18 protein-coding genes are annotated in these 21490 nt (G+C 58.7%); 4 read left to right on the top strand and 14 right to left on the bottom strand.

Features of this window, described 5'->3' with window-relative positions:
• Positions 1-2: 2 nt before the first annotated feature.
• The 9 genes from I2E69_RS09810 to I2E69_RS09770 form a co-directional block, all read right to left on the bottom strand.
• Entirely contained in the window at positions 3-947 is a 945-nt protein-coding gene (locus I2E69_RS09810; RefSeq protein WP_229095448.1) for a phosphodiester glycosidase family protein, read from the bottom strand.
• 36 nt (positions 948-983) lie between these two features.
• Positions 984-2267 carry a RagB/SusD family nutrient uptake outer membrane protein gene (locus I2E69_RS09805; RefSeq protein WP_195461040.1) on the bottom strand — a complete coding sequence of 428 codons (1284 nt, stop codon included), beginning with the start codon at positions 2265-2267 and terminating at the stop codon, positions 984-986.
• An 11-nt stretch (positions 2268-2278) separates the two neighbouring features.
• Positions 2279-5590, bottom strand: coding sequence for a TonB-dependent receptor (locus I2E69_RS09800; RefSeq protein WP_317191094.1), 3312 nt, complete (start codon positions 5588-5590; stop codon positions 2279-2281).
• A gap of 95 nt (positions 5591-5685) precedes the next feature.
• Positions 5686-6429 carry a FecR family protein gene (locus tag I2E69_RS09795; protein ID WP_195461038.1) on the bottom strand — a complete coding sequence of 248 codons (744 nt, stop codon included), beginning with the start codon at positions 6427-6429 and terminating at the stop codon, positions 5686-5688.
• 22 nt (positions 6430-6451) lie between these two features.
• A complete protein-coding gene (locus I2E69_RS09790) occupies positions 6452-6709 on the bottom strand; it encodes a hypothetical protein (protein WP_195461037.1) in 258 nt (85 codons plus the stop codon).
• Between the two features lie 16 nt (positions 6710-6725).
• Positions 6726-7298: an RNA polymerase sigma-70 factor gene (locus I2E69_RS09785; protein ID WP_195461036.1), complete on the bottom strand. Its 573-nt coding sequence runs from the start codon at positions 7296-7298 to the stop codon at positions 6726-6728.
• A gap of 5 nt (positions 7299-7303) precedes the next feature.
• The gene (locus I2E69_RS09780) at positions 7304-8971 is read right to left on the bottom strand and encodes a DUF4886 domain-containing protein (RefSeq protein WP_195461035.1); all 1668 of its coding nucleotides are present in this window, start codon (positions 8969-8971) and stop codon (positions 7304-7306) included.
• Between the two features lie 216 nt (positions 8972-9187).
• Positions 9188-10315 carry a glycosyltransferase family 9 protein gene (locus I2E69_RS09775; RefSeq protein WP_229095447.1) on the bottom strand — a complete coding sequence of 376 codons (1128 nt, stop codon included), beginning with the start codon at positions 10313-10315 and terminating at the stop codon, positions 9188-9190.
• Positions 10299-10904 (bottom strand): DUF4254 domain-containing protein, encoded by a 606-nt coding sequence (locus I2E69_RS09770; RefSeq protein WP_195461034.1) that lies wholly within the window; start codon positions 10902-10904, stop codon positions 10299-10301. The genes I2E69_RS09775 and I2E69_RS09770 overlap by 17 nt, the downstream gene beginning before the upstream one ends.
• 69 nt (positions 10905-10973) lie before the next feature.
• On the opposite strand from I2E69_RS09770, the gene I2E69_RS09765 reads away from it, so the two are divergent.
• The 4 genes from I2E69_RS09765 to I2E69_RS09750 all read left to right on the top strand — a co-directional run bounded on the left by I2E69_RS09765 (position 10974) and on the right by I2E69_RS09750 (position 15712).
• Entirely contained in the window at positions 10974-11978 is a 1005-nt protein-coding gene (locus I2E69_RS09765; protein WP_195461033.1) for a glucosaminidase domain-containing protein, read from the top strand.
• 11 nt (positions 11979-11989) lie between these two features.
• Positions 11990-12676, top strand: coding sequence for a hypothetical protein (locus I2E69_RS09760; protein ID WP_195461032.1), 687 nt, complete (start codon positions 11990-11992; stop codon positions 12674-12676).
• A 203-nt stretch (positions 12677-12879) separates the two neighbouring features.
• The gene (locus I2E69_RS09755) at positions 12880-15015 is read left to right on the top strand and encodes a S9 family peptidase (protein ID WP_410489108.1); all 2136 of its coding nucleotides are present in this window, start codon (positions 12880-12882) and stop codon (positions 15013-15015) included.
• 223 nt (positions 15016-15238) lie between these two features.
• Positions 15239-15712 (top strand): methylated-DNA--[protein]-cysteine S-methyltransferase, encoded by a 474-nt coding sequence (locus tag I2E69_RS09750; protein ID WP_195461031.1) that lies wholly within the window; start codon positions 15239-15241, stop codon positions 15710-15712.
• A 100-nt stretch (positions 15713-15812) separates the two neighbouring features.
• Here the strand turns inward: I2E69_RS09750 and I2E69_RS09745 are convergent, their stop codons facing one another.
• From I2E69_RS09745 to I2E69_RS09725, 5 genes are read right to left on the bottom strand one after another with little or no spacing between them, the layout of a single operon-like run.
• Positions 15813-17240 carry an NADH-quinone oxidoreductase subunit N gene (locus tag I2E69_RS09745; protein WP_195461030.1) on the bottom strand — a complete coding sequence of 476 codons (1428 nt, stop codon included), beginning with the start codon at positions 17238-17240 and terminating at the stop codon, positions 15813-15815.
• A gap of 7 nt (positions 17241-17247) precedes the next feature.
• Positions 17248-18732, bottom strand: coding sequence for a NuoM family protein (locus tag I2E69_RS09740; protein WP_195461029.1), 1485 nt, complete (start codon positions 18730-18732; stop codon positions 17248-17250).
• A 12-nt stretch (positions 18733-18744) separates the two neighbouring features.
• Positions 18745-20637: an NADH-quinone oxidoreductase subunit L gene (gene nuoL / locus I2E69_RS09735; protein ID WP_195461028.1), complete on the bottom strand. Its 1893-nt coding sequence runs from the start codon at positions 20635-20637 to the stop codon at positions 18745-18747.
• A gap of 22 nt (positions 20638-20659) precedes the next feature.
• Positions 20660-20968 (bottom strand): NADH-quinone oxidoreductase subunit NuoK, encoded by a 309-nt coding sequence (gene nuoK / locus I2E69_RS09730; RefSeq protein ID WP_195461027.1) that lies wholly within the window; start codon positions 20966-20968, stop codon positions 20660-20662.
• 12 nt (positions 20969-20980) lie between these two features.
• A complete protein-coding gene (locus tag I2E69_RS09725) occupies positions 20981-21490 on the bottom strand; it encodes an NADH-quinone oxidoreductase subunit J (RefSeq protein WP_195461026.1) in 510 nt (169 codons plus the stop codon).

Raw genomic sequence — 21490 nt, 5'->3', positions numbered from 1 at the left:
GTTTATTGTTCAACAATCGCCAATCCGGTCGCTACTTTACGCATGACGCCGCCGTTGTCGGTAGGCCAGTTCAACAGTTTCAGTTCGCCCGATTCAATGTCTTTGGCAATGAAGGTCGAGGAACCGCCGCCGTCGAGGTTCAGGGCGTCGCTGGCGCCGCAGGCCGACATCAGGTTCATCAGGTCCAGCAGGTCGGCGCCGTTCGAATAGTAGAAATTGCGGCCGTCGACGACCATCAGGTAAACCTCCTTACCGTCCTGCGATACGCCGATCGCGGTGCGCGGCTCCATCGTCGCGGCAGGCATCGTGTTGGAACTCTGGTCCAACTGCTCGCCATTCTTGAGCAGTAGCGTACTGCGGCCGCAGACCGCCTCGCGGACCTGATCCTTAAAGAGGGTATACTCCTCCGTCGTGAGGCAGTAAGCCGTATTGTCTTTCGATATCACGAAGACATTGCAGTCCTCGCGGCTGAACGAAGTCTTCACCGCCACGCCGTCGCGGTAGCATACGCCGTATGGAATGTAGGTCGTCGTATTGAAGAAGTCGGCGTTCGTGCCGCCCAACACCTTCTTTCCGTTCTTCTGCATCGCTTCGAGCTGGTTCATGATCGTCTGGCCGGTTCCCACCGCGTCCTTATCATTGGCAAGGGTCGTACGCAGGGTAATCCGGTCGCTCAGCGCGATTTTGAACAGGAACATCTGCATGGCAAGGCCGTCGTCGGCCAGGAAAGCCATCTCCAGCACATCCACGCCGTTCGCCAGGGTGTAGGTTTTGTCGCTCTTTACGTGAGCCACATAACCGTTCGATCCGTTGACGATGCTCTGTCCCCAGGCCGTTTCCGCCGTAGTATCGAATTTAGCATACTCGTCGAAACGGTTCGAGTTGTCGCACGACATCAGCAGCCATGCGCATAGGAGCATCCCAATCATATATTTATATAATCTCATCGTTTTCATAATTTTATCTCTATTGGACGATCCTTGTTAATAACCCGGATTGTTAGGTTTGAGATTCGGGTTGTAAAGCAGTTCGCGGCTCGGAAGCGGCATCAGGCACTGATAGTCTTTCGTCCCGAGCGTCTGCGTAGCCTTTCCGGTGCGCACCAGGTCGTACCAGCGGAAACCTTCGGCCAGGAACTCCAGGCGACGCTCCTGCAGGACAGCATCGAGGAACTCGGCTTCATTGGCCGGACTCACCTTTTCAAGGCCGCGTTTCTCGCGCAGTTCGTTGAGCCGGTCGAGACCGCCGTTCAACCCCTGCGCCTCGGCGCTGATCAGGTACATCTCAGCGAGGCGCGAAATGACCACGGGGTCGGACCCGGTCTGCCCGCTGGGGTACTTGTTGATGAAATTCAGGTTGTCGAGCGTGGTGATCGATATGTCTTTGCGCAAGTCGTTATCGGCGTACATCGTCATCACGTCGCCCGCAGGACGGTAGTTATAGCTGCCCTTGTTGGGGTGGTTGTACGAGTAGAACTGGTTGGAAATCTTGATCGACGAACCGTCCTCGGTCAGGCACGAGAAGGCGAAGATCACCTCCGTATTGGCCTTACCGCGGAAAATTTTGCTGAAGTCGTCGAGCGCATAACGCGGATTCTCGATCAGGCTCTCGGCCAGCTCCTTCGCTTCGCCCTTTTTGCCCATGTAGAGCTTCACGCGGGCCTTCAAAGCGGTCACGGCAAACGGCGATACGTAGTAGTAGCTGTCGGCGGTCAGTCCGTTCAGGAAACCCGTAGCTGCGTCGAGGTCCTCCTCGATCAGCGCCCACGCCTCCGATGCCGGATCGCGGGAAACCTTGTCCTGGGTGTTCTGGCGCAATACGGGCACGTCGCTGAAACGGGTCACCAGGCAGAGGTAAATGTAGGCCCGGAAATAGTGACACTCGCCCAGCACCCGGTTCCGCGTAGCGTTGTTGGGAAGCCCCTCGGCGATCGACATGACGTTGTTCACCTGCAGAAGGGCCTTGTAGTAGCCGTTCCACTGGCTGCTGATAAACGAATGCAGGGCATTGGAGAGCGAGTTGATCAGGTCGATCGGACGCCCCGTACTGGTCATCAGTTCACCGCCGAAAAGGTCGAAGGCGATGTAGGAATAATAGGTCGGGTTCTCCTGGACCTGGCTGTACATGCCCACACGCAGCGCTTCGATATCGCCGGAACCGACGACTGTCGGGGAGACCGCCGAGTGCGGTTCGATGTCGAGCATACTGCCACAGGCTCCCATCAGGGGCAGTAAGGCAAGCAATATGATTTTATGCAACGATTTCATGATTGTCGGATTTAAAAAGTGATGTTAAGGCCTACCTTGAAGATACGCGGCTGGGGAACGCCGTCGTTATCCTCGCCGTAGAAGCGCGGATCGAGGTTCACGCTCGTCTCGGGGTCCCAGCCGGGATAACGCGAGCAGAGGAAGAGGTTGTCGCCCTGGGCATAGAGCCTCAGTCCCTTCAGGTGAATCTTGTTGATCATCCGCTGCGGGAAGGTGTAACCCAGTGTCAGCGAACGCAGGCGGATGAACGAGCCGTCGGTCAGCAGGTTCGTGCCGTTCTTGGAGTTCCAGCCGCTGTACGAATAGATCGCACGGGGATATTCGTTCGTCGTACCGGGGCCCGTCCAGCGGTTGTCGGCAAACTGCTTCAGCAGCGAACGCGTATAACCCGGTTTGGCGCAGGGAGTCATCCACGATGCGAAAACGTCGTTTCCGTAGCTGTACGTAAAGAACAGGCTCAGCTCCCAGCCCTTGTACTTGAAGGTATTGTTCCAGCCGCCCGAGAATTTGGGGTTGGGATTGCCCGTAACGATACGGTCGTCGTCGGTGATGTCGCCGTCGCCGTTCCGGTCCCAATACTTGACATCGCCCGCGCGTACGCCCTTGTCGTAGAGTGCCTGGGGAACCTCACCGTCGTACTGGTAGATGCCGTCCTTGCGGAAAATATACCACGATCCGACCGTTTTGCCGATTTTCAGCGCACGGTTCGAACCGATCGCCAGCATATCGTCTTCGAGCAGCGAAGTCAGCTTGTTGACGTTGCGCGCAATGTTGAGCGACGAACTCCACGCCACCTTGCCCAGGTTGAAATGGGTGTTGATCGTAAACTCGACACCCTTGTTGCGCATCGAACCGATGTTGCTCAGGATCGAGGTCTCGCCGGTCGTGGCGTGCACGGGCTTCGAATAAAGCAGGTTGTTCGTATTCTTCAGGTAAACGTCGGCGATCATGTTGATCTTGCCGCCCAGGAAGCTCAGGTCGAATCCGGCGTTGTACTGGTCGGCGGTCTCCCACGTCAGTTTGTCGTTGCCGCTCGACGAGATGGCGATACCGCTCTGCCCGCCGTAGTTGACGCCGCCGCTGATCAGTGCCTGCCATCCGTAATTGCTGATTCCGTCCTGGTTACCCGTACGGCCATAGCTGGCACGGATTTTCAGTTCAGTCTTATCGGCATCCCAGAACGGCTCGTTCGAGACATTCCAGCCAACCGACACCGATGGGAACCAGCCCCAGCGGCTGTCGGGAGCGAACCGCGACGAACCGTCGGTACGGATCGTCGCATTGACCACGTAACGATCCTTGTAGGCGAGGCTCAGACGGGCAAAATAGGACTCGATGGCATATTCCGACAGTCCGGCGCTGGCGCCGACGATATTGGCGGCCACGCTCGCCACGTCGAATGCGGGCGAGGGATAGTTCTGCGCGTCGATATACGACGTGCGGCTCTTCGTCTTGAGGAACGAGTGGCCCACCATGGCGCCCAATTCGAAATCCTCGCCGATCTTGCGGTCGTAGTTGGCGTAGAGGTCGATCGTATTGGTCATCACAAACCGGTTACGATCCAGGATACGGCCGTTGTCGGCGGCATAGGGGTGGTTCTGGTTGTAATAGACGTAGTCGTAGGTGTAGGCCGAGTCGTTGTTGTACGACGCCTTGACCTTCAGGCCCTCGATAATCTGCGCCTCGGCCCAGAAGGAGCCGATGAAACGGTAGTTGTCCGTATAGGAGGTCTCCTCGGCGAGAATCTGCACGGCGTTGTGCAGCAGCAGCTCGTCGGTTCCGCCCGTGTAATAGTCGCCGTTGGGCTTGTAGGGGCGGTCGAAAGGACGCTGCTGTACGGCGCGGCCGATGATCGTCGATCCGAGGTCGGCGCCCGGGATACGGTTGTTGTGCAGGTAGTTGCCGCTGATGTTGGCGCCTACCTTCAGCCATTTGAACATCTCGTGGCTGATGTTGGATTTGAGGTTGACCTTCGAAATGTCGTTCGTCTTGATGACGCCCTCCTGGTAATTGTAACTTCCCGAAAGGTAGTATTTGGTCTTGGCGTTGCCGCCCGAGAACGACAGGTCGAGGTAGTGCGACTGCCCGAGGCGGGTGATCAGGTCGAGCCAATCGGTGTCGGGCATGTTCCCGTAGGGATTCTGGATGTGCTTGACATAGCCCGAGTTGTTGACCGTGAATCCGTTCTGGCGGTTGTAGTTGTCGATGCCTTCGTTGAAAACCTCGACATACTGTTTCGAATCGACGTATTCGCGGCGGTTCCTGTTGGCGAACTGCGTGATGCTGAAACCGTAGTTTACCTTGATCTCCGATTTGCCCTCGCGGCCCTGCTTGGTGGTGATCAGCACGACACCGTTGGTGGCGCGCGAACCGTAGATGGCGGCCGACGCGGCGTCCTTCAGCACCTCGATCGACTCGATGTCCGTGAGGTTGAGCGTCGCCAGCGAACTCATGCTCTCGCCGAACGAATAGAGCGACGCGGAGTTGTTCGACAACGGAATACCGTCGATCACGTAAAGCGGCTCGTTGCTCGCGCTGAGCGACGACGAACCGCGGATGCTCATCTTCTCGGCCGAACCGAGGTTACCCGAACTGGTGGAGATCGACACACCGGCGATGCGGCCCTGGAGCAGTTCCGACGGCGACATCACGCTGCGCATGTTCTCTTCCGTGGGTTTGAACTGGCTGATGGCGTTGGTCACCAGGCTGCGGCGCTGCGTACCGTAACCGACAACGACCACCTCGTCGAGCGCCATGTTATCGTTTTCGAGACGGACTTCATAGAACCGAGACGGGTCGCCGACCGCAACTTCCCTGGTCTTCAGGCCGAGGTAGGAGACGATCAGGCGAATGTCCTTGCGCCCGCCCACCTTGACCGAGAACGAACCGTCGAGGTCAGTGGTAGCGCCAATCGTCGTGCCGTCGACAATCACCGTAGCGCCCGTGATCGGGTTTCCGGCGCTGTCCTTGACCACGCCCTTCACGACCGCATTGGCCGAAGCACGGCCGGCCGGTTCCTCCTTTGCGGGCGTGGATACGATGGCGATCATCTTGCCCTCGACGCTGCTCACGACATTCTGTCCGGCGAACATCTTGCCGACAACGACGCCGATCTCCTCGTTTTTGACATCCAGGGTGATTTTCTTGTTTACATCGGCATCCTTCGTCTTGATGACGAACGAATAGCCATAATCCTTTTGCAGGCGTTCAATCGCCGCTTTGATGGTCACATTACGGACCGACAGGCTCACCTTCTGGGCCTGCGCCGCAGAAGCCTGGAACATGAAGCACAGGACTGCGACAAGCGTGATTAAACTTTTCACGGAAGGTAAAAGTTTATTCATTACATTGAAATTTGAAGTTTAAAGAAATAGGTCATTGAGGTTTCCATCTGTTTTTCGCTTACTACATGGTATGGTTATTTTAGGGGTGGCGATATGTAATAGACCTCGGCCTCCTTGCGGACCGAGAACAGGAGGTCCTTGTTGAGTGCAGCGAGGATTTCGTCGAGCGACTCGTTGTTGATGAACGACGCATAGTAGGTCTCCCCGCACAGCGACTTGTCCGTGACGATGATATCGACGGCGAAGTGGCGGCGCAGGTCGGCGACGATGTCGCCCAGGGTCTGCTCCACGAAGAAGAAATTGTCGTTGTCGATCCAGTTCGCGTAGGAATCGGGATCGAAATTCAGAAAATCGATGTGATTGTTGGTCTTGTTGAAGCGGAGAATATCTCCGGGCTCGAGGGTGAGTTTCCCGTTCATTTTCGACGCCTTGAGGCTGACCGACACCTTTCCGTGCACGAGGCTCACCTCCGACTTCACGTCCTCCTGATACGATTTGAAGTTGAACTGCGTGCCGAGGACCTTCACCTCCAGCCGGTCGGCCGAGACGATGAACGGACGGTCCTCGTCGTGCCGGACATCGGCGAACATTTCACCCGACAGGTAGACCTGCCTGATCGTCCGGTTAAATTCTTTGGGATAGATGAGTTTGGTTCCCGCGTTGAGCCACACGTGGGAACTGTCGGGCAATACGATCTCGCGCCGCTCGCCCATATCGGCATAGACCTCCACCCATTCGCGCGGGGTAGCGGCCTGATGCCTGTAATGAAAAGCCAGGGCTACGGAAACGACGACGGCTGCGTATTCGGCTATACGCAAGGGTGTCCGCCACCACCGGGCGCTACTCCTGCGGGGGGGGGGAATTCGGAGCGGGGCAGGCGGAAAGGATCGAATCCAGTTTGCGGCGCACGCGCTCCTTTCCCTCGGGGTCGTATTCGATCTCGGTGGCATCCAGCAGGTCGCTGAACATCTGGTCCATTCCGGGGTCTTTCAGCCGCTCCCGCAACCACATGCGTACCTGCTGCGCCTCGGCTTCCGTACATTTATCCTGCATGTAACTCAGCAGCAATTCACGCGATATATTTTTCTTGGTATCCATAGGGTTTCGTCTTTTTTCAGGAGAACATCACGAAGAACAGCATCACGACGGAGATTGTCTTTCGAATCTGCTTGATCGCCAGGTCGACGTGTTTTTCGACCGTGCGGATCGAGAGATTCAGCGCCCGGGCGATCTCGGCGTTGGTCATGTTGCGGTCGTAACGCATGGCGAATATCTCGCGGCGCTTGTCCGGCATCGAGCGCATCACCGAGTCGATGAACCCGACCCGTTCGCGGACATCCACATAGTCGTAAACATCCGTATCCGTGTCGGCGACGTTGAGCATCGCATCGTTGATGTCGCTGCGCAGCAGATTATACCGCAGCCGCATGTAGTCGAACAACTCGTTGCGCGTAGCCACCAGCAGGTAGTTGCGCACCGAGAGCTTCGAGTTGACCTGCTCCTTGCGCATCCACATCTTGACGAAGACGTTCTGGATAATGTCCTCCGCCACGGCAGAATCCTTGATAATATGTTTGGCAAACGTATGCAGCAGGTCGTAGTAGCGGTCGAAAAGCACTCCGAACGCTGCTTTGTCGCCGTTCTGCATCATCACGACGAGTTCCGAATCCCGTAAACAATTCTGCATGTCCGTCAGAATTTACTCATATCCGTAACCGCATACGGCTCACGGCAGGCTTCCAGCCCCGCCCGGATCGCCACCGGGGCGTTGGCATCGGTAACCGGTGTCGAATAGCCGGTCGGCGAAGTGCTGCCGGCCGAATAGCGGTAACCGTTTCCTTCGACGCTGACACCCGTACAGGGTGTGACGAGCGTCCGGAACACCGTCGCTGCCGCAGCATAACGGCTGATTCCGTAATCCATGTGGTAGGAGTCGCGCGTGAGATCCATCCCGTTGTCCTTGTTCAGCGACGAGGTCCGCAGGTTCTGCAACGACGTTCCCGAGGGGACCACGATGTCGATGCACGTCTGCGCGGTGATCTTCCGCACCTGCGCCACGATCGCCCCGAACATCGCCTGCTGATTGGGGAAATACTTCGGATAATAATCAGACGAAGCTCCGTACGCCTGTGCCATGATGTAACCGATCGTGGGCCGGTCGAGGGGCTGTGCCTGCTGGATGTAGTCGCAAAGTCCCGATATCGCGCCCCGCTCGGTCTCGTCCCACTCCCACGCATAGTACGAACCGGTGTGCTCCTGCAACGTCACGATGTCCCACGTATCCGATTCGACAATGCTCTTGAGCGACCGGTTCAACGTTCCGTCGTTGGTCCACTTCGTCGCGCCCGGCTCGCAGTAATAATAGGTGCAGATGTCCGGTGCAGCGTAATTCTCGAAAAATTCGGGCAGTTTGTAACCGCCGTGGTAGGCCCTCACCATCCGGATATGGGTAATCCCGGCGCTTTCGAGCATTCCCGGCAGGTGCTCCGTGGCGTCGACCGTAAAGCTGTTGCCGATAAAAAGTATCTTGAGTGATTTGCCTCCCGCGGGAAGCGGCGGATTGAAGGTTCCGTCGAGCTCGCTGCCGATCCGGATAACCTCGCCGTCGGCGAAGACGAAACAGATGTATTTCCCCGTATTGAGCACACAGCGCAGGTCGACGGTCCCGCCCGCAGGAGCGGCAATACCCGTATCGGCTCCGTCCAGGGCGATCTTGCCGCCCGGGGTCATGGTCACCTCAGGCGACGCCCCGCCCCGCAGAGCCTCCGCATCGGCCTTCACCGATGTCGCGGCGCCGTCCGCAGCCCAGTAACCGTTATTATTTACCGCAAAGACGGGAATCGACTCTTTCTTCAGGCCGCGCGTCGCAGCGCCCTTGAACCCGAATTTCAGCACGCCTCCGGCAGTCGTCGTCACCGACTCGGCATAATTGCAGGCGTCGACACGCGCTTTCAGGAAAGTTTTCATCTCCCCGGTCGAGCCGAACAGGTCGACCTGCTCCTCCCCGTCCACTTTCTGGGAAACGGGAATCACCGCCGGCTCCGCGCCGCCGTATGCGATCGTCAGCGACGACGTGCGCGGCTGGGTCAGCGGATTCGCCTGTGCCGTAATTTCGACCTTCGCCGAGCCCGTGCCTTCCGACGGGGCGGCGCTCAGCCACGTGTCGTCACACGTTATTTTCCAATGCGCCGTCGTCGAGATATTCAGTTGCAATGCGTTTTTTCCGGCTTCGAAGTTCAGCGAAGCCGGCGTTGCATAAAATCGAACATCGGGATTTCCGGTCTCTTCCTTATCGGACGAACAGCCGCCGGCTGCCGCAAACGCGGCTAAAATCAGGAGATAGCGATAAAGTTTCTTCATAAGTTCATCAGGTCGGTTATAATAAGTACGAATGGGACAAGCCCTGTACGTAACCAAAAAATACGATTTCACGAAAATGAAATACGATGCCCCGGAACCGGGGAGCCAAAATAAGAGGAATCAAATCCAAAACAGAAACCGGGAACTGATTCTCAGCCCCGTTTCCCGTCCGGTATCGCTCCGGGAAATCGTCCCGGAACCTGGTTACGTTTTAGTTTATTTATCTGTTTCCGGAACAGTCCGGACAGTTGCCACAATCTTCGCCACCCGTTCGGCGACCATTTCCGGGGTCACGGCCTTCAGGCAGCGATAGTCCCCATAACGGCAGGGCTTGTTGCCGAAAACCGAACAGGGCCGGCAAGCCATGTCGGCCTGCAAAATTCCCTCCTGCGACACCCCGTAGCCGAGGAATCCCAGTCCGGGGTGCGTCGCGCCCCATACCGACACCACGGGCGTCGCCACAAGCGACGCCAGATGCATGACCAGCGAATCCATCGATACCACGCAATCCAGGTTGGCGATGAGGTCCATCTCCCCGGCAAAACGGACTTTGCCGTACAAGGCCGTAACGTTGGGATATGCGCGTTCCATCTCTTCGGCGAACACCTGCTCGCCGCCTCCGCCCCCGTGGATGAAAACCCGGTCGTAACGCTCCGAGAGCATCCGCACCAGTTCGCGGCTCTGCCCGTCGGGATAAGTCTTGCCCCGGTGTGCCGAGAAGGGTGCGAACCCGACCCACACACCGTGTTTCTCCCCGAAAAGATTGGGACGTTCCCGATGCACGGCGGGCGCAGGATCGTCCAGCATGAAACCCAACTTCCGGAAAACGTCGCAATAGCGCAGCACCGTGTGGCGCAACGGCTCCATGCCGCGGCCTCCGCAGCGGATGAACTCCCGCTTTTCGGCGCGCCCCTTGTAAATCGAAGCCTCGGGAACGCCGTGCAGCCGCATCAGCAAACGGAACGTCTTCGAACGCAGCACGTCGTGCACGTCGGCCACGGCATCCACGCCCAGCCGCCGGGCCTGGGCGGCCAGCCGCCACATCCCCACGAGGGAACGGTGGGCGCCCTGGGTATCGACATCGAGAAACCCGACATCCAACCCCTCGAAGAAGGGCCTGAACATCGCCCGCGTCGCCACCGTGACCCGCAGGCCGGGATAAGCGGCCATCAGCGCCCGGAGCGCATGCGGCAGCATCGCCACATCGCCCATCGCCGAAGTCCGGATCACCAGCAAATGACGCGGAAGCACATCCGGCCGGGCTGTTACGCCGCTCGCTGCGCCGCCCGCCCGGTCGTTGTCCGTCCTGCCATTCGTCGTTACACCTCTATTTTTTCTGACCATAGAGCACCGGATTCAGCGCAGGGTCGTTGTACATCTTCATCTGTTTATACGTCTTCATGTACTTGCGTCCCGCCTCGATATCCTCGATCAGTTCTTCGATGGCCCCCGAAAGGTCGACCTGCTGCGCAAGCAGCACGTCCAGTTTCTTGCGGCAGGCTGCGCGGTGCGCCTCGTCCACGTCCGTACGCTCCGCCTCGCGCGCCATGTGGTAGATTTTCAGCGCGAGGATCGACAGGCGGTCGATGGCCCAGGCCGGGGTTTCGGTGTTGAGCCGTGCGCCCTCCACGGGCTTCACGTCCTTGTATTTGTCCAACAGGTAGGAATCCACGTATTCCACCATGTCCGTACGGTCCTGGTTCGACTTGTCGATGCGGCGTTTGATCTTCAGCGCCTCCGCAGGGTCAATGGCCGGATCGCGGATAATGTCCTCCAAGTGCCACTGTACCGTATCTATCCAGTTCTTGTGGTAGAGCAGATGATCGATCGAACCCGGTGCATACGGGTTGTCGATCGGATGATCCACATCGTCCCAGCGATGATACTCTTCGATAGACTGGTTGAAAATACGGTTCGCGTTTTCGGTAAACATAGCTTTATAGTATTATTGTAATTTTCGCCGGAAAGTTATACCTTTGTCGGTAACGATTAAACAAAGATAATGACTTTTTCCAAAAAAGCAATACTCCTTTCGGGAATCCTCCTCTGCTGTTTCGCACAGCTCGGGGCGCAGGTGCGCCAGACGCGCGAAGAGTATATCAGCCGCTACATGCCCATCGCCATTGCCCATATGGAACGCTACGGAATCCCCGCCAGTATCACCATGGCGCAGGGAATCCTCGAATCCGACTGCGGCAACAGCCTGCTGTCGATGAAGTCCAACAACCACTTCGGCATCAAGTGCAAGCGCAACTGGACGGGCGACAAGGTCTACCACGACGACGATGCGAAGGGCGAATGCTTCCGCTCCTACTCTTCGGTCGAAGAGTCGTACCGCGACCACGCCGAGTTCCTCGACTCGCAGCCGCGCTACGATTCGCTCTTCGCCTACCCTTCCAACGACTATAAAAGCTGGGCGCGGGGCCTGAAGGCCGCAGGCTACGCTACGGCCCCCGACTATGCGCAGCGGCTCGTCCGCATCATCGAAGAGAACCAGCTTTTCCTGCTCGACCGGCCCGACGGCGCGCAACTCTACGCCTCGCGCTACGGCCTGAAACGCGATCCCGAAGAGTGGTTCTCGTCGCAGAGCAGCGTCGAAGAGCTCGCCCGGACCGAAGGCGCCATCGACCCCGACAACTACCGTGTGACGATCAACGCCCACCAAGGCTACAACGTCTATGCCACCAACGGCGTGCACTACGTGCTGGCCAAGGAGAACGACACGTTCGAGAACATCGGGCAGAAATTCCGCCTCTCGCCGCGCAACCTGCGCAAGTTCAACGACCTGAAGGACAAAAAGGCCCAGCCGGTGACGGGCGAGGTGGTCTATATCGAGCGCAAGCAGAAGCGCTGGACGGGCAACGCCAAGCACCACATCAGCCGCCGGGGCGAAACGGCTTACTCCGTAGGCCAGTCCTACGCCATCCGTACGCGGTCGATCGAAAAGCTCAATAAACTCCGGCCCGACGAAGAGATCGCCGCAGGGCGCGAAATACGCATAAAATAAACCTACATACCATGGATACAACCCCGCTGAGAGCAAAGATCCTCGATACGATCATCCGCAAATCGACGCTGAAGCAGAAGGTTTTCGACAACACCTTCGGAGCGTTCAACCTGCTGAAGGAAACGCTGCTGGAGATGGCTTCGGAGATGGACGACGAACTGGACGGCAAACTCGACCGCCGCGTGCGGCTCGAATACCGCGACCGCGGCAAATTCGAAGCCCAGTTGCAGGTGGCCAACGACATCCTGATTTTCCAGATGCACACCGACGTTTTCGAATTCGACACCAACCACCTCATCTGGCAAAACCCCTACGTACAAAGCGACTGCGACAACTCCTACTGCGGGCTCATCAACATCTACAACTTCCTTTCCGACTCGTTCAAATTCAACCGCAACGCCGACGAAGGCTACCTGATCGGGCGCATCTTCATCAACCGCGAACACCGCTATTTTGTCGAAGGCAAGCAGCAGGGCTCGATGCGGGCGACGGATTTCGGCAAAGCGGAGATCGAGCAGGAGGCGCTGGTGAACATTCTCGAAGCGGCGATCTCCTTCGCACTGAATTTCGACCTGCTGATGCCGCCCTACGAGGAGAACAAGCGCGTGACGGTAGACCAGTTCAACACCAAGATGGACAATTCGAAATTCGTTACCGGAAAACGCCTCGGCTACGATTTCGACGTAGAAGACATATAGGCAGTCGGAGACCCCCGCACGTCTCCGACCCGCCGGTTCCGGTCCGCCCGTAACAACCCCGATAAGTCCGGTCATTTCACCGTGACGACAAACAGGGGCAATCGTTTGAGGCTGCCGGACGCCAAAGCCGAAACGGGGCCAATTCTCCGCAGGCTCCGTTCCGGCGGGGCTTACCGAGCGATACAAATAAAGACAACACAATCGTGACAATCAAGCAAACCATCCTTACGGGACTGCTCGCGGTAACCGCCGGAGCAGTTCTCGCCCAGAACGAATACGCCGAAATCGCCCGCCTGCGGGGCCTCAACGAATCGGTGCACGGCATCCGCTCGATGACCGACGGCGAGCATTACACCACCCTCGAAGCCAACAACATCCTCCGTTACAGCTACGCCTCCGCCGCCCCCGGCGAAAGCATGCTCCCCGTGCCCGCGCCGAACCTCGTCATTACGGACTACGCTTTTTCACCCGACGAACGGGCCATCCTGATCGCCTCGGGCCGCAAGCCGATCTACCGCCACTCCTATACGACCACCTATTCGCTCGTGCGCGACAACGCCGTACGGCCCGTACTGCGCGATGCCGAATCGCCGCGCGACGCCTCCTTCTCGCCCGACGGCCAGAAAATCGCCTACTCCGACCGCAACGACCTCTATGTCTACGACATCGCCACGCAGGCTACACGCCGCATCACCGACGACGGAGCCTGGAACACGGTCATCAACGGCACGACCGACTGGGTCTACGAAGAAGAGTTCGGCATCACGAAGGCATATGCCTTCTCGCCCGACAGCCGCCGCATCGCCTACCTGCGCTTCGACGAGAGCGAAGTGCCGCTGATGGAGATGATGCGCTTCGACGGCAAACTCTACAACCACGCCTATTCGTTCAAATACCCCAAAGCCGGGGAACGCAACTCCGTGGTCCAACTCTGGATCGCCGACCTCGAAACCGGCGCCAAAGAACGCATCGACACGGGTTCCGAAACCGATCAATATATCCCCCGCATCGGCTGGACGCCCGACGGACGGCCGTGGTACTACCGCCTCAACCGCCGCCAGAACACCTTCGAGATGCTCGTCTGCGAACCCCACGGGGCACAGCGTACGGTCTATGACGAACGTGCACAGCAATACGTCGAGCGCGTGGACGACAAAACCGTGACCTTCGTCGACAAGGATCGCTTCCTCGTACGGCAGGAGAGCCACACGGGCTACATGCACCTCTACCTGTACAGTCTCCGCCGGGGAATCCTCGAGCAGGTAACCAAAGGCGACTGGGAGGTGACCGATGTCGTGGGAACCGACGGCAAACGCGTGTGGTTCCTCTCGACCGAGACTTCGCCGTTGCGCCGCAACCTTTACAGCGTGCGCCTCGACGGCAAGGATAAACAACGCCTCACCACGGGCGAGGGCTTCTACACCGCAGCCCCGAGCGCCGGGATGAAATACTTCATCACCACCTTCTCCAACGCCTCGACGCCCAACCTGACGGAGATCTGCGACGCCCAGGGCAAACCGATCCGCACGCTGGCCGACAGCCGAGAACTGCGCGAAGAGCTGGCCGCCGCAAACCGCCCCGTCAAGGAGTTCTTCACCTTCACCACCGAGCGCGGCGACTGCCTGAACGCCTATATCGTCAAACCCCGCGGCTTCGACCCCTCGCAGCGCTACCCCGTGCTGCTGACCCAGTATTCGGGCCCCGGCTCGCAGTCCGTACGCGACCGCTGGTCGATGGACTGGGAGGACGCCCTCGCCGACAAAGGCTACATCGTGGTCTGCGCCGACGGCCGCGGCACGGGATTCCGGGGCGAGAAATTCAAGAAACAGACCTACGGCCGCCTGGGTGCGCTGGAGGTCGAAGACCAGCTTTCGACGGCCCGCTACATGGCGGCACAGCCTTATGTCGATCCGGCGCGCATCGGCATCTACGGCTGGTCCTACGGCGGATTCATGGCCCTGAGTTGCGCCATGAAGGGCCTCGGGCTGTTCAAGATGGCGATCGCCGTGGCTCCCGTCTCCTCGTGGCGCTACTACGACACGATCTACACCGAGATCTACAACAACCTCCCGCAGTACAACGCCGCGGGCTACGACGACAATTCGCCGATCAACTTCGCGCGGATGCTCGACGACAAGCAAACCCGCCTGCTGATCATCCACGGCACTGCCGACGACAACGTCCATTTCCAAAACACCGTCGAGATGACCCGCGCGCTCAACCGCGCCGGCAAGCAGTACGACATGATGGTTTACCCCGATCAGAACCACTCGATGATGCCCGACGCCACGGCGCACATCCGACAGAAAATGATCGACTATACGCTGAGGAACCTGTAACGGTCCGGCCTGGTTTTTCAACACCCGACGGGTGCTGTCACGCCCCTGGCCGTGTTTGCGCATACGACCGCCCCGCCTGCAAACAACAGGCGGAGACATGTCGCATGCGGATTGCCCGGCTGCTGCGACACCAAAACGGCCCCGCAGCCCTGCCCCGGATTGGGACCGGTCGCAGAAACGGAAAGAACTACCTGAAGAAGTTGACAAATAACGCTGAAAAACTATGACACGCACATTACAGATCGAAACGCCTGTCGGTCCGGTGATGATCACGGCAACCGACAAAGCCATCACTTCCATCCGTTTCGGCACGGAAACGCCCGAAAACTCCACATCCACAGCCGACCCCGCCTCTGCACCCCTGTTGCAGGAGGCAGCCCGGCAACTCCGGGAATACTTTTCCGGCACGCGCCGCGATTTCACGCTGCCGCTCGAGCCCGACGGGACCCCGTTCCAGAAAACCGTATGGCAGGCGCTGCTGACAATCCCCTACGGCGAGACGCGCACCTACGGACAGATCGCCGTACAGATCGGCCACAACAAATCGTTCCGCGCCGTCGGCATGGCCAACAACCGCAACCCCATCGTCATAGTCGTCCCCTGCCACCGCGTGCTGGGTTACGACGGCAAACTCACGGGCTATGCCGGGGGTCTCGACATCAAAGGGCAACTGCTCAACATCGAGAAACGGAAATAACATCCCGGCGACCGGCACAGCCTTTCCGCCCGGCACAACGCCACAAAAAAATGCGAGGCACGGAAAAACCGTGCCTCGCATTGCATATTCCCGCATCCGGTCAGAGCCCGAATGCAAAGGCATTGATACCGTCGTAAACCGCACTGACGAGGCCCAGCAGCAACACGCCGGCCATGCAGAGCACAAGGCTGATACGCGTATAGCGGTCGCTGCGGAACGTTGCGATCGGCGTATCGTTGGGCGTAATATACATCGCCTTGACGATCAGCAGGTAGTAATAGAGCGAAATCACCGTATTGATCAGGGCGATGAAAACCAGCAGGTGGAACCCGTCCTTGAAAGCCGCGGCGAAGACGAAGAATTTCGAGAAGAACCCGGCGAAAGGCGGAATTCCCGCCAGCGAGAACAGCGCAAGGGTCATCAGCACGGCCAGGCGGGGATTGGTGCGGGAAAATCCGTTATAATCCTCCAGTCCGACTTTGCCGTCACTGTGCTGCTCGACGACCGACAGCACGCCGAATACAGCAAGGTTCGCAGCCATGTAAACCAGCACATAGAAGACCAGCGAGGTCATGCCGATGGCGCTGCCGCCGATAACGGCCAGCATGATGTATCCGGCCTGGGAAATCGACGAGAAGGCCATGAAACGCTTGAGGTCCTTCTGGCGGATGGCGAAGAGGTTAGCGACGGTAATGCTCAGCACCGTCACGACATAGAGCAGCGTCTGCCACTCCCGGACCATCGGGGCGAAAACCTTGATAAGCACCGTCAGCAGGACAAACGCCGCAGCGCCCTTCGAAACTACCGAAAGGTAGGAAGTCACGTTCGTCGGCGCACCCTGGTAAGCATCCGCCGTCCAGAGGTGGAAGGGCACGAGCGAAATCTTGAACCCGAGGCCCGAGAAGAAGAAAACCAGGGCCATCACCTGCAACGGCGAACCGGTTATGCGCGCGGCCATATCGTCGAAATAGAGCGTTCCGGTGGTCCCGTAGAGGAACGAAATGCCGTAAAGCATCAAACCGCTCGAAAACAGGGCGCAGAGGATGTATTTCGCCCCGGCCTCGGCCGAATAGCGTTTGTATTTGTCGAAAGCCACCAGGCAGGCCATCGGCACGGAAGCCAGCTCCAGCCCGATGAAGAACAGCAGGAAATTGCCCGCACCGATCATGAAGTACATGCCCAGCAGCGTCGAGAGCGTCAGAATGTAAAATTCGCCCTGCTTGTGGCGCGTGTCCTCGCGGCGCAGCCACGTGTCGGACTGCAGGAAAACGATGAGCGCCCCGACGGAGAGCATGCTCTTGACGATACCGTCTATCGGCGTATACTGGAACATGCCGCCGAAGGCTTCGCCCGCCGCAGCCGGAACGAGATTCACGACGACCTGCACCACCATCAGGGAGCAGGCCACGGCCGAGAAATAGCGGCGTCCGCGCTCCCCGGCCATGAGGTCGTAGAGAAACAGCAGGACGAGAATCGCCGTGAGGGTCACTTCGGCCCGCATCAGCGTAAATATCGAGGTGTAATCCATAGTTCGCTTAGTTCATTATGTGCGTAATAACCTCCGAAACGCTGCCGCGGATCATGTCGCTCACCCACAGCGGCGCGAGGCCCATGCCGGCAATGGCGACGACGAGGCAGACGACCGACAGCCGCTCGTCCCACGTGGCGTCGGAGAGCTTCAGGTGTTCCGGGTTTTCACACGTCCCGTAGAGAATTTTTCCGACCACCCGCAGGATGTAGACCGCCGTAATGACGATCGACGTGCAGGCGATGATGGTCACCACGCGATGGAACGTGTCGGCATTCATGAACGCGCCGTTGAAGATGGTCATCTCGGCGACAAAGCCGCTCAGGCCCGGCAATCCGAGGTTGGCAAGACCCGCAATCACATACCCGACGGCGAGGAACGGCATCACCTTCATCAGCCCGCTCAACTGGCGGATGTCCCGCGTATGCGTACGGCCGTAAATCATGCCGATCAGGGCGAAGAACAGGGCCGTCATCAATCCGTGGCTCAGCATCTGGAGCACGGCGCCCGTACCGGCCGTGGTGTTCATCATCAACACGGCGAACAGCACCAGTCCGCAGTGCGACACCGAGGAGTAGGCGTTGATGTACTTGAGGTCGGTCTGCACGCAGGCCGAGAAAGCGCCGTAGACGACGGAAATGGTTGTCAGGATGATAAATATCCAGCTCAGTTCCTGCGCCGCTTCGGGCAAAAGGTACATAGCGACTCTGAAACAGCCGTATCCGCCCAGTTTCATCAGCACGCCGGCATGAAGCATCGACACGGCGGTCGGCGCCGAAGCATGGCCGTCGGGGCTCCACGTATGAAACGGGAACAGCGCGCCCAGCACCCCGAAACCGACGAACACCAGCGGGAACCAGATACGCTGCAACGCGACGGGGATGTTGTGCAGCGCGGCGATCTCCTGAATGTTCATCGTCGTCGCCCCCGCACCGAAGTAGATGCCCAGGATACCGATCAGCAGCAGCGCCGAACCGCCCATGAGCATCAGCGTCAGCTTCATGGCGGCGTATTCCTTGCGCCCGCTGCCCCAGACGCCGATCAAGAGGTACATCGGAATCAGCGCCACCTCGTAGAACATGAACATCGTGAAGAGGTCGACCGAAATAAAGAACCCGAACACACCTACGCTCAGCAGGCAGAACCAGAGGAAATAGGCCTTGATGTCGCTCTTCATCTGCCACGATGCGAACGTGCCCGTGAAGACGATGATGGCCGACAGCAGCAGCATCGCCACCGAGATTCCGTCGACGCCCACGGCATAGTGGATGTTGAGCGGCGCATACCAGACATGACTTTCGGTGAAGAGCATTGCAGCCGTCTCGCCGGCGCCGCGCAGGCCGAGGTATTGCACCACGAGCACGACAGCCAGCGCCACGAGCAGCGAAGAACCCGCAACCATCACGGCGTGAATCTGCCGCGTCGACTTCGAGAGCCACAGACCCAGCATCATCACGAGCGGAACAGCTGGAAACAGAGATAGTATATTCATAACTCGTTCGGATTAACAGATTAGAAGAATCAGGATCGTAAGGCCCAGCGCACCGCCGAGGAACCAGATGCAGTAACGCTGCACGCTGCCGCTCTGCATGTCGCGAATCGCATAGGCGACGCCGTTCGTGCCCCAGGCCAGGAAATTCATGAACCCGTCGACCACATGGCGGTCAAACCACGCAATAGGGGTCGAGATGCAGGCGAAAATCACCCGGTGGGTAATGAACTGGTAGATTTCGTCGATGTAGAACCGGTGGTAAGCCGCCCGGTGCAGACCGCTGAACGTCGCGGCCAGTTTGTCAGCCACGGGCTGCCGGTCGCGGGCGTACATCCACGTCGCCAACGCGATGGCCGCCGCGGCAACGCAGAGGCTCACGGCGGCGACGCTCCGGTCGATATGGATCGCATAGGCCGCGCCGTCGCTCGACACTAACTCCCCGAAGGGGATGAATCCCGCCACGCAGGTCACGGCTGCCAGGAACACGAGCGGCAGGGTCATCGTCAGCGGCGCTTCGTGCGGCGCGTGGCGCGCATGCAGTTCGCGGTTCTCCTTACCCCAGAAAATGCCGTAATAGAGCCGGAACATGTAGAAGGCCGTAAGTCCCGCAATAGCGGTCATCAGCCACCCCATCACGGGGCTGAAAGAGAAGCAGGCCGTGAGAATCTCGTCCTTCGAGAAAAAGCCGCTCAGGGGCCAGATGCCCGCAATGGCGAGGCACGCCACGAGGAACGTCGCATGGGTCAGCGGCATATAACGCCGCAGGCCGCCCATGGCCGACATCTCGTTGGAGTGTACCGCATGAATGATACACCCCGCGCCGAGGAACAGCAGGGCCTTGAACATGGCGTGGGTGAAGAGGTGGAACATCGATGCCATGTAACCCAGTCCGCCGGTGTGCGGGTCGGTCGAAGTGCAGACGCCCAGCGCCACGATCATGAAGCCGATCTGCGAAATGGTGCTGAACGCCAGGACGCGCTTGATGTCGCTCTGCACGCAGGCTACAACGGCCGCATACAGTGCCGTAAAGGCCCCGATATAGGCTGTCCAGTGCAGCACTTCGGGCGCATAACCGATGAAGAGCGGGAACATCCGCGCTACGAGGTAGACGCCCGCCACGACCATCGTCGCGGCATGGATCAGGGCCGACACGGGGGTCGGACCCTCCATCGCATCGGGCAGCCAGATATGCAGCGGGAACATGGCACTCTTGCCCGCACCGCCGATGAACATCAGCCCCAGCGCCAGCGGAATCATCGTCCCGGCGGCCACCAGCAGGTTCGCTTCGGGCGTAAAGGAGAACGTTCCGGCGTAATAACCGTAGACGAGGATGCCGACGAGAAAACCCAGGTCGGCGAAACGTGTCACGATAAAGGCCTTCTTTGACGCGGCCACAGCCTCCTTCTTTGTATAGTAGAAACCGATCAGCAGGTAAGAGCTGACGCCCACCAGCTCCCAGAAGAGGTACATCTGGAAAATGTTCGTAGCGACGACCAGCCCGATCATGCTCATCGTAAAGAGCGACAGGAACGCGTAATAACGCTGGAAACCCCGTTCGCCCTTCATATAACCGAAAGAGTAGATGTGGACCATCAGCGAAACCGTGGAGATCACCACGAGCATCATCACCGAAATCGGGTCCAGCAGGATGCCCAGGTCGATGTGCAACTCTCCGCCGATGGGCAGCCACACCGTATTCCACGGCACGAGGGTCGGGAACACGCCCGCGGCGTCGCGCCCGGCGGTGAAGTATTCGAAAGCCGTGTAATAGCTCAGCAGCGCCACGACGGCCAGCACCGCCGTACCGACGACGCCCGCCGCCACAGGCCGGAGTTTCATGCCCGCAAGCCCCAGGAAAAGGAAGCTCAACAGCGGCAGCAACAAAATCAGAATCGTATATTCCATAGAATGTCGTTTTTTCGGGCCGTTACCACTTCATTTCCCGCAGGCTCTTGGCTCCGATGTTGCGGATGTTGCGGTAGATATTGATGATGATGGCGATAGCCACGGCAGTCTCCGCGGCGCTGATTCCGATGGCGAAAAGGGTGAAGAAGAACCCTTCGAGCTGCTCGGGGAAGAGGAAGCGGTTGAAGACCACGAAGTTGATGTCCACCGAATTGAGGATCAGTTCGACAGAGATCAGCATCGCCAGCAGGTTGCGGCGCGTGACGAATCCGTAGATGCCCACGAACATCATGATCGTGGAGACAACGAGGTAGTATTCCATGTGTATCATAGTCGTACTTTTTTAGCGTTTGCGGGCAATGAGGATACCGCCGACGATGCAGGCCAGCAGCAGCAGGCTGATAACCTCGAAGGGCAGTATGTAACCGAATTTTTCGCTGCTCATCAGCGCATGCCCGATGGTCCGCACATCCAGTTCGCCGTGCTCGAAATGCGAAGGCAGGAAGTTGTGGCCGAGCGTGATCCAGAGGCAGATGCCGAGGCTGGCCAGCGTGGCGGCCAGTCCCACGAAGAGTTTATAGCCTTTCAGGTCCTCGGTCTTGTCGCCCTGGCTCGATGTCAGCAGGATCGAGAAGACGTACAACACGGTGATACCGCCGGCGTAGATCAGCAGTTGCACCGCTCCGAGGAACGAATAGTTGAGCTGGAAGTAGATGCCCGCCGTGCCGAACAGGACGAACAACAGGTAGGTCGCGGCGCGCAGGATGCGTTTGGTCGTCACGGCGAGTATCGCGCTCACGCCGATAAACAGCGCGAGAATGACGAAAACAATGAGTTCGAGTGTAATTTCCAT

This window comes from Alistipes sp. D31t1_170403_E11 (genome assembly GCF_015553985.1).
Lineage (GTDB): Bacteria > Bacteroidota > Bacteroidia > Bacteroidales > Rikenellaceae > Alistipes > Alistipes montrealensis.
Note: the sequence above shows the minus strand (reverse complement) of the source record. Positions and strands in the feature narration are given on the sequence as shown.

Coding starts and splice junctions, on each gene's coding strand:
- I2E69_RS09810 (WP_229095448.1), bottom strand. CDS start 947: ATGAGATTATATAAATATATGATTGGGATGCTCCTATGCGCATGGCTG.
- I2E69_RS09805 (WP_195461040.1), bottom strand. CDS start 2,267: ATGAAATCGTTGCATAAAATCATATTGCTTGCCTTACTGCCCCTGATG.
- I2E69_RS09790 (WP_195461037.1), bottom strand. CDS start 6,709: ATGGATACCAAGAAAAATATATCGCGTGAATTGCTGCTGAGTTACATG.
- I2E69_RS09785 (WP_195461036.1), bottom strand. CDS start 7,298: ATGCAGAATTGTTTACGGGATTCGGAACTCGTCGTGATGATGCAGAAC.
- I2E69_RS09780 (WP_195461035.1), bottom strand. CDS start 8,971: ATGAAGAAACTTTATCGCTATCTCCTGATTTTAGCCGCGTTTGCGGCA.
- I2E69_RS09775 (WP_229095447.1), bottom strand. CDS start 10,315: ATGGTCAGAAAAAATAGAGGTGTAACGACGAATGGCAGGACGGACAAC.
- I2E69_RS09770 (WP_195461034.1), bottom strand. CDS start 10,904: ATGTTTACCGAAAACGCGAACCGTATTTTCAACCAGTCTATCGAAGAG.
- I2E69_RS09765 (WP_195461033.1), top strand. CDS start 10,974: ATGACTTTTTCCAAAAAAGCAATACTCCTTTCGGGAATCCTCCTCTGC.
- I2E69_RS09760 (WP_195461032.1), top strand. CDS start 11,990: ATGGATACAACCCCGCTGAGAGCAAAGATCCTCGATACGATCATCCGC.
- I2E69_RS09750 (WP_195461031.1), top strand. CDS start 15,239: ATGACACGCACATTACAGATCGAAACGCCTGTCGGTCCGGTGATGATC.
- I2E69_RS09745 (WP_195461030.1), bottom strand. CDS start 17,240: ATGGATTACACCTCGATATTTACGCTGATGCGGGCCGAAGTGACCCTC.
- I2E69_RS09740 (WP_195461029.1), bottom strand. CDS start 18,732: ATGAATATACTATCTCTGTTTCCAGCTGTTCCGCTCGTGATGATGCTG.
- nuoL (WP_195461028.1), bottom strand. CDS start 20,637: ATGGAATATACGATTCTGATTTTGTTGCTGCCGCTGTTGAGCTTCCTT.
- nuoK (WP_195461027.1), bottom strand. CDS start 20,968: ATGATACACATGGAATACTACCTCGTTGTCTCCACGATCATGATGTTC.
- I2E69_RS09725 (WP_195461026.1), bottom strand. CDS start 21,490: ATGGAAATTACACTCGAACTCATTGTTTTCGTCATTCTCGCGCTGTTT.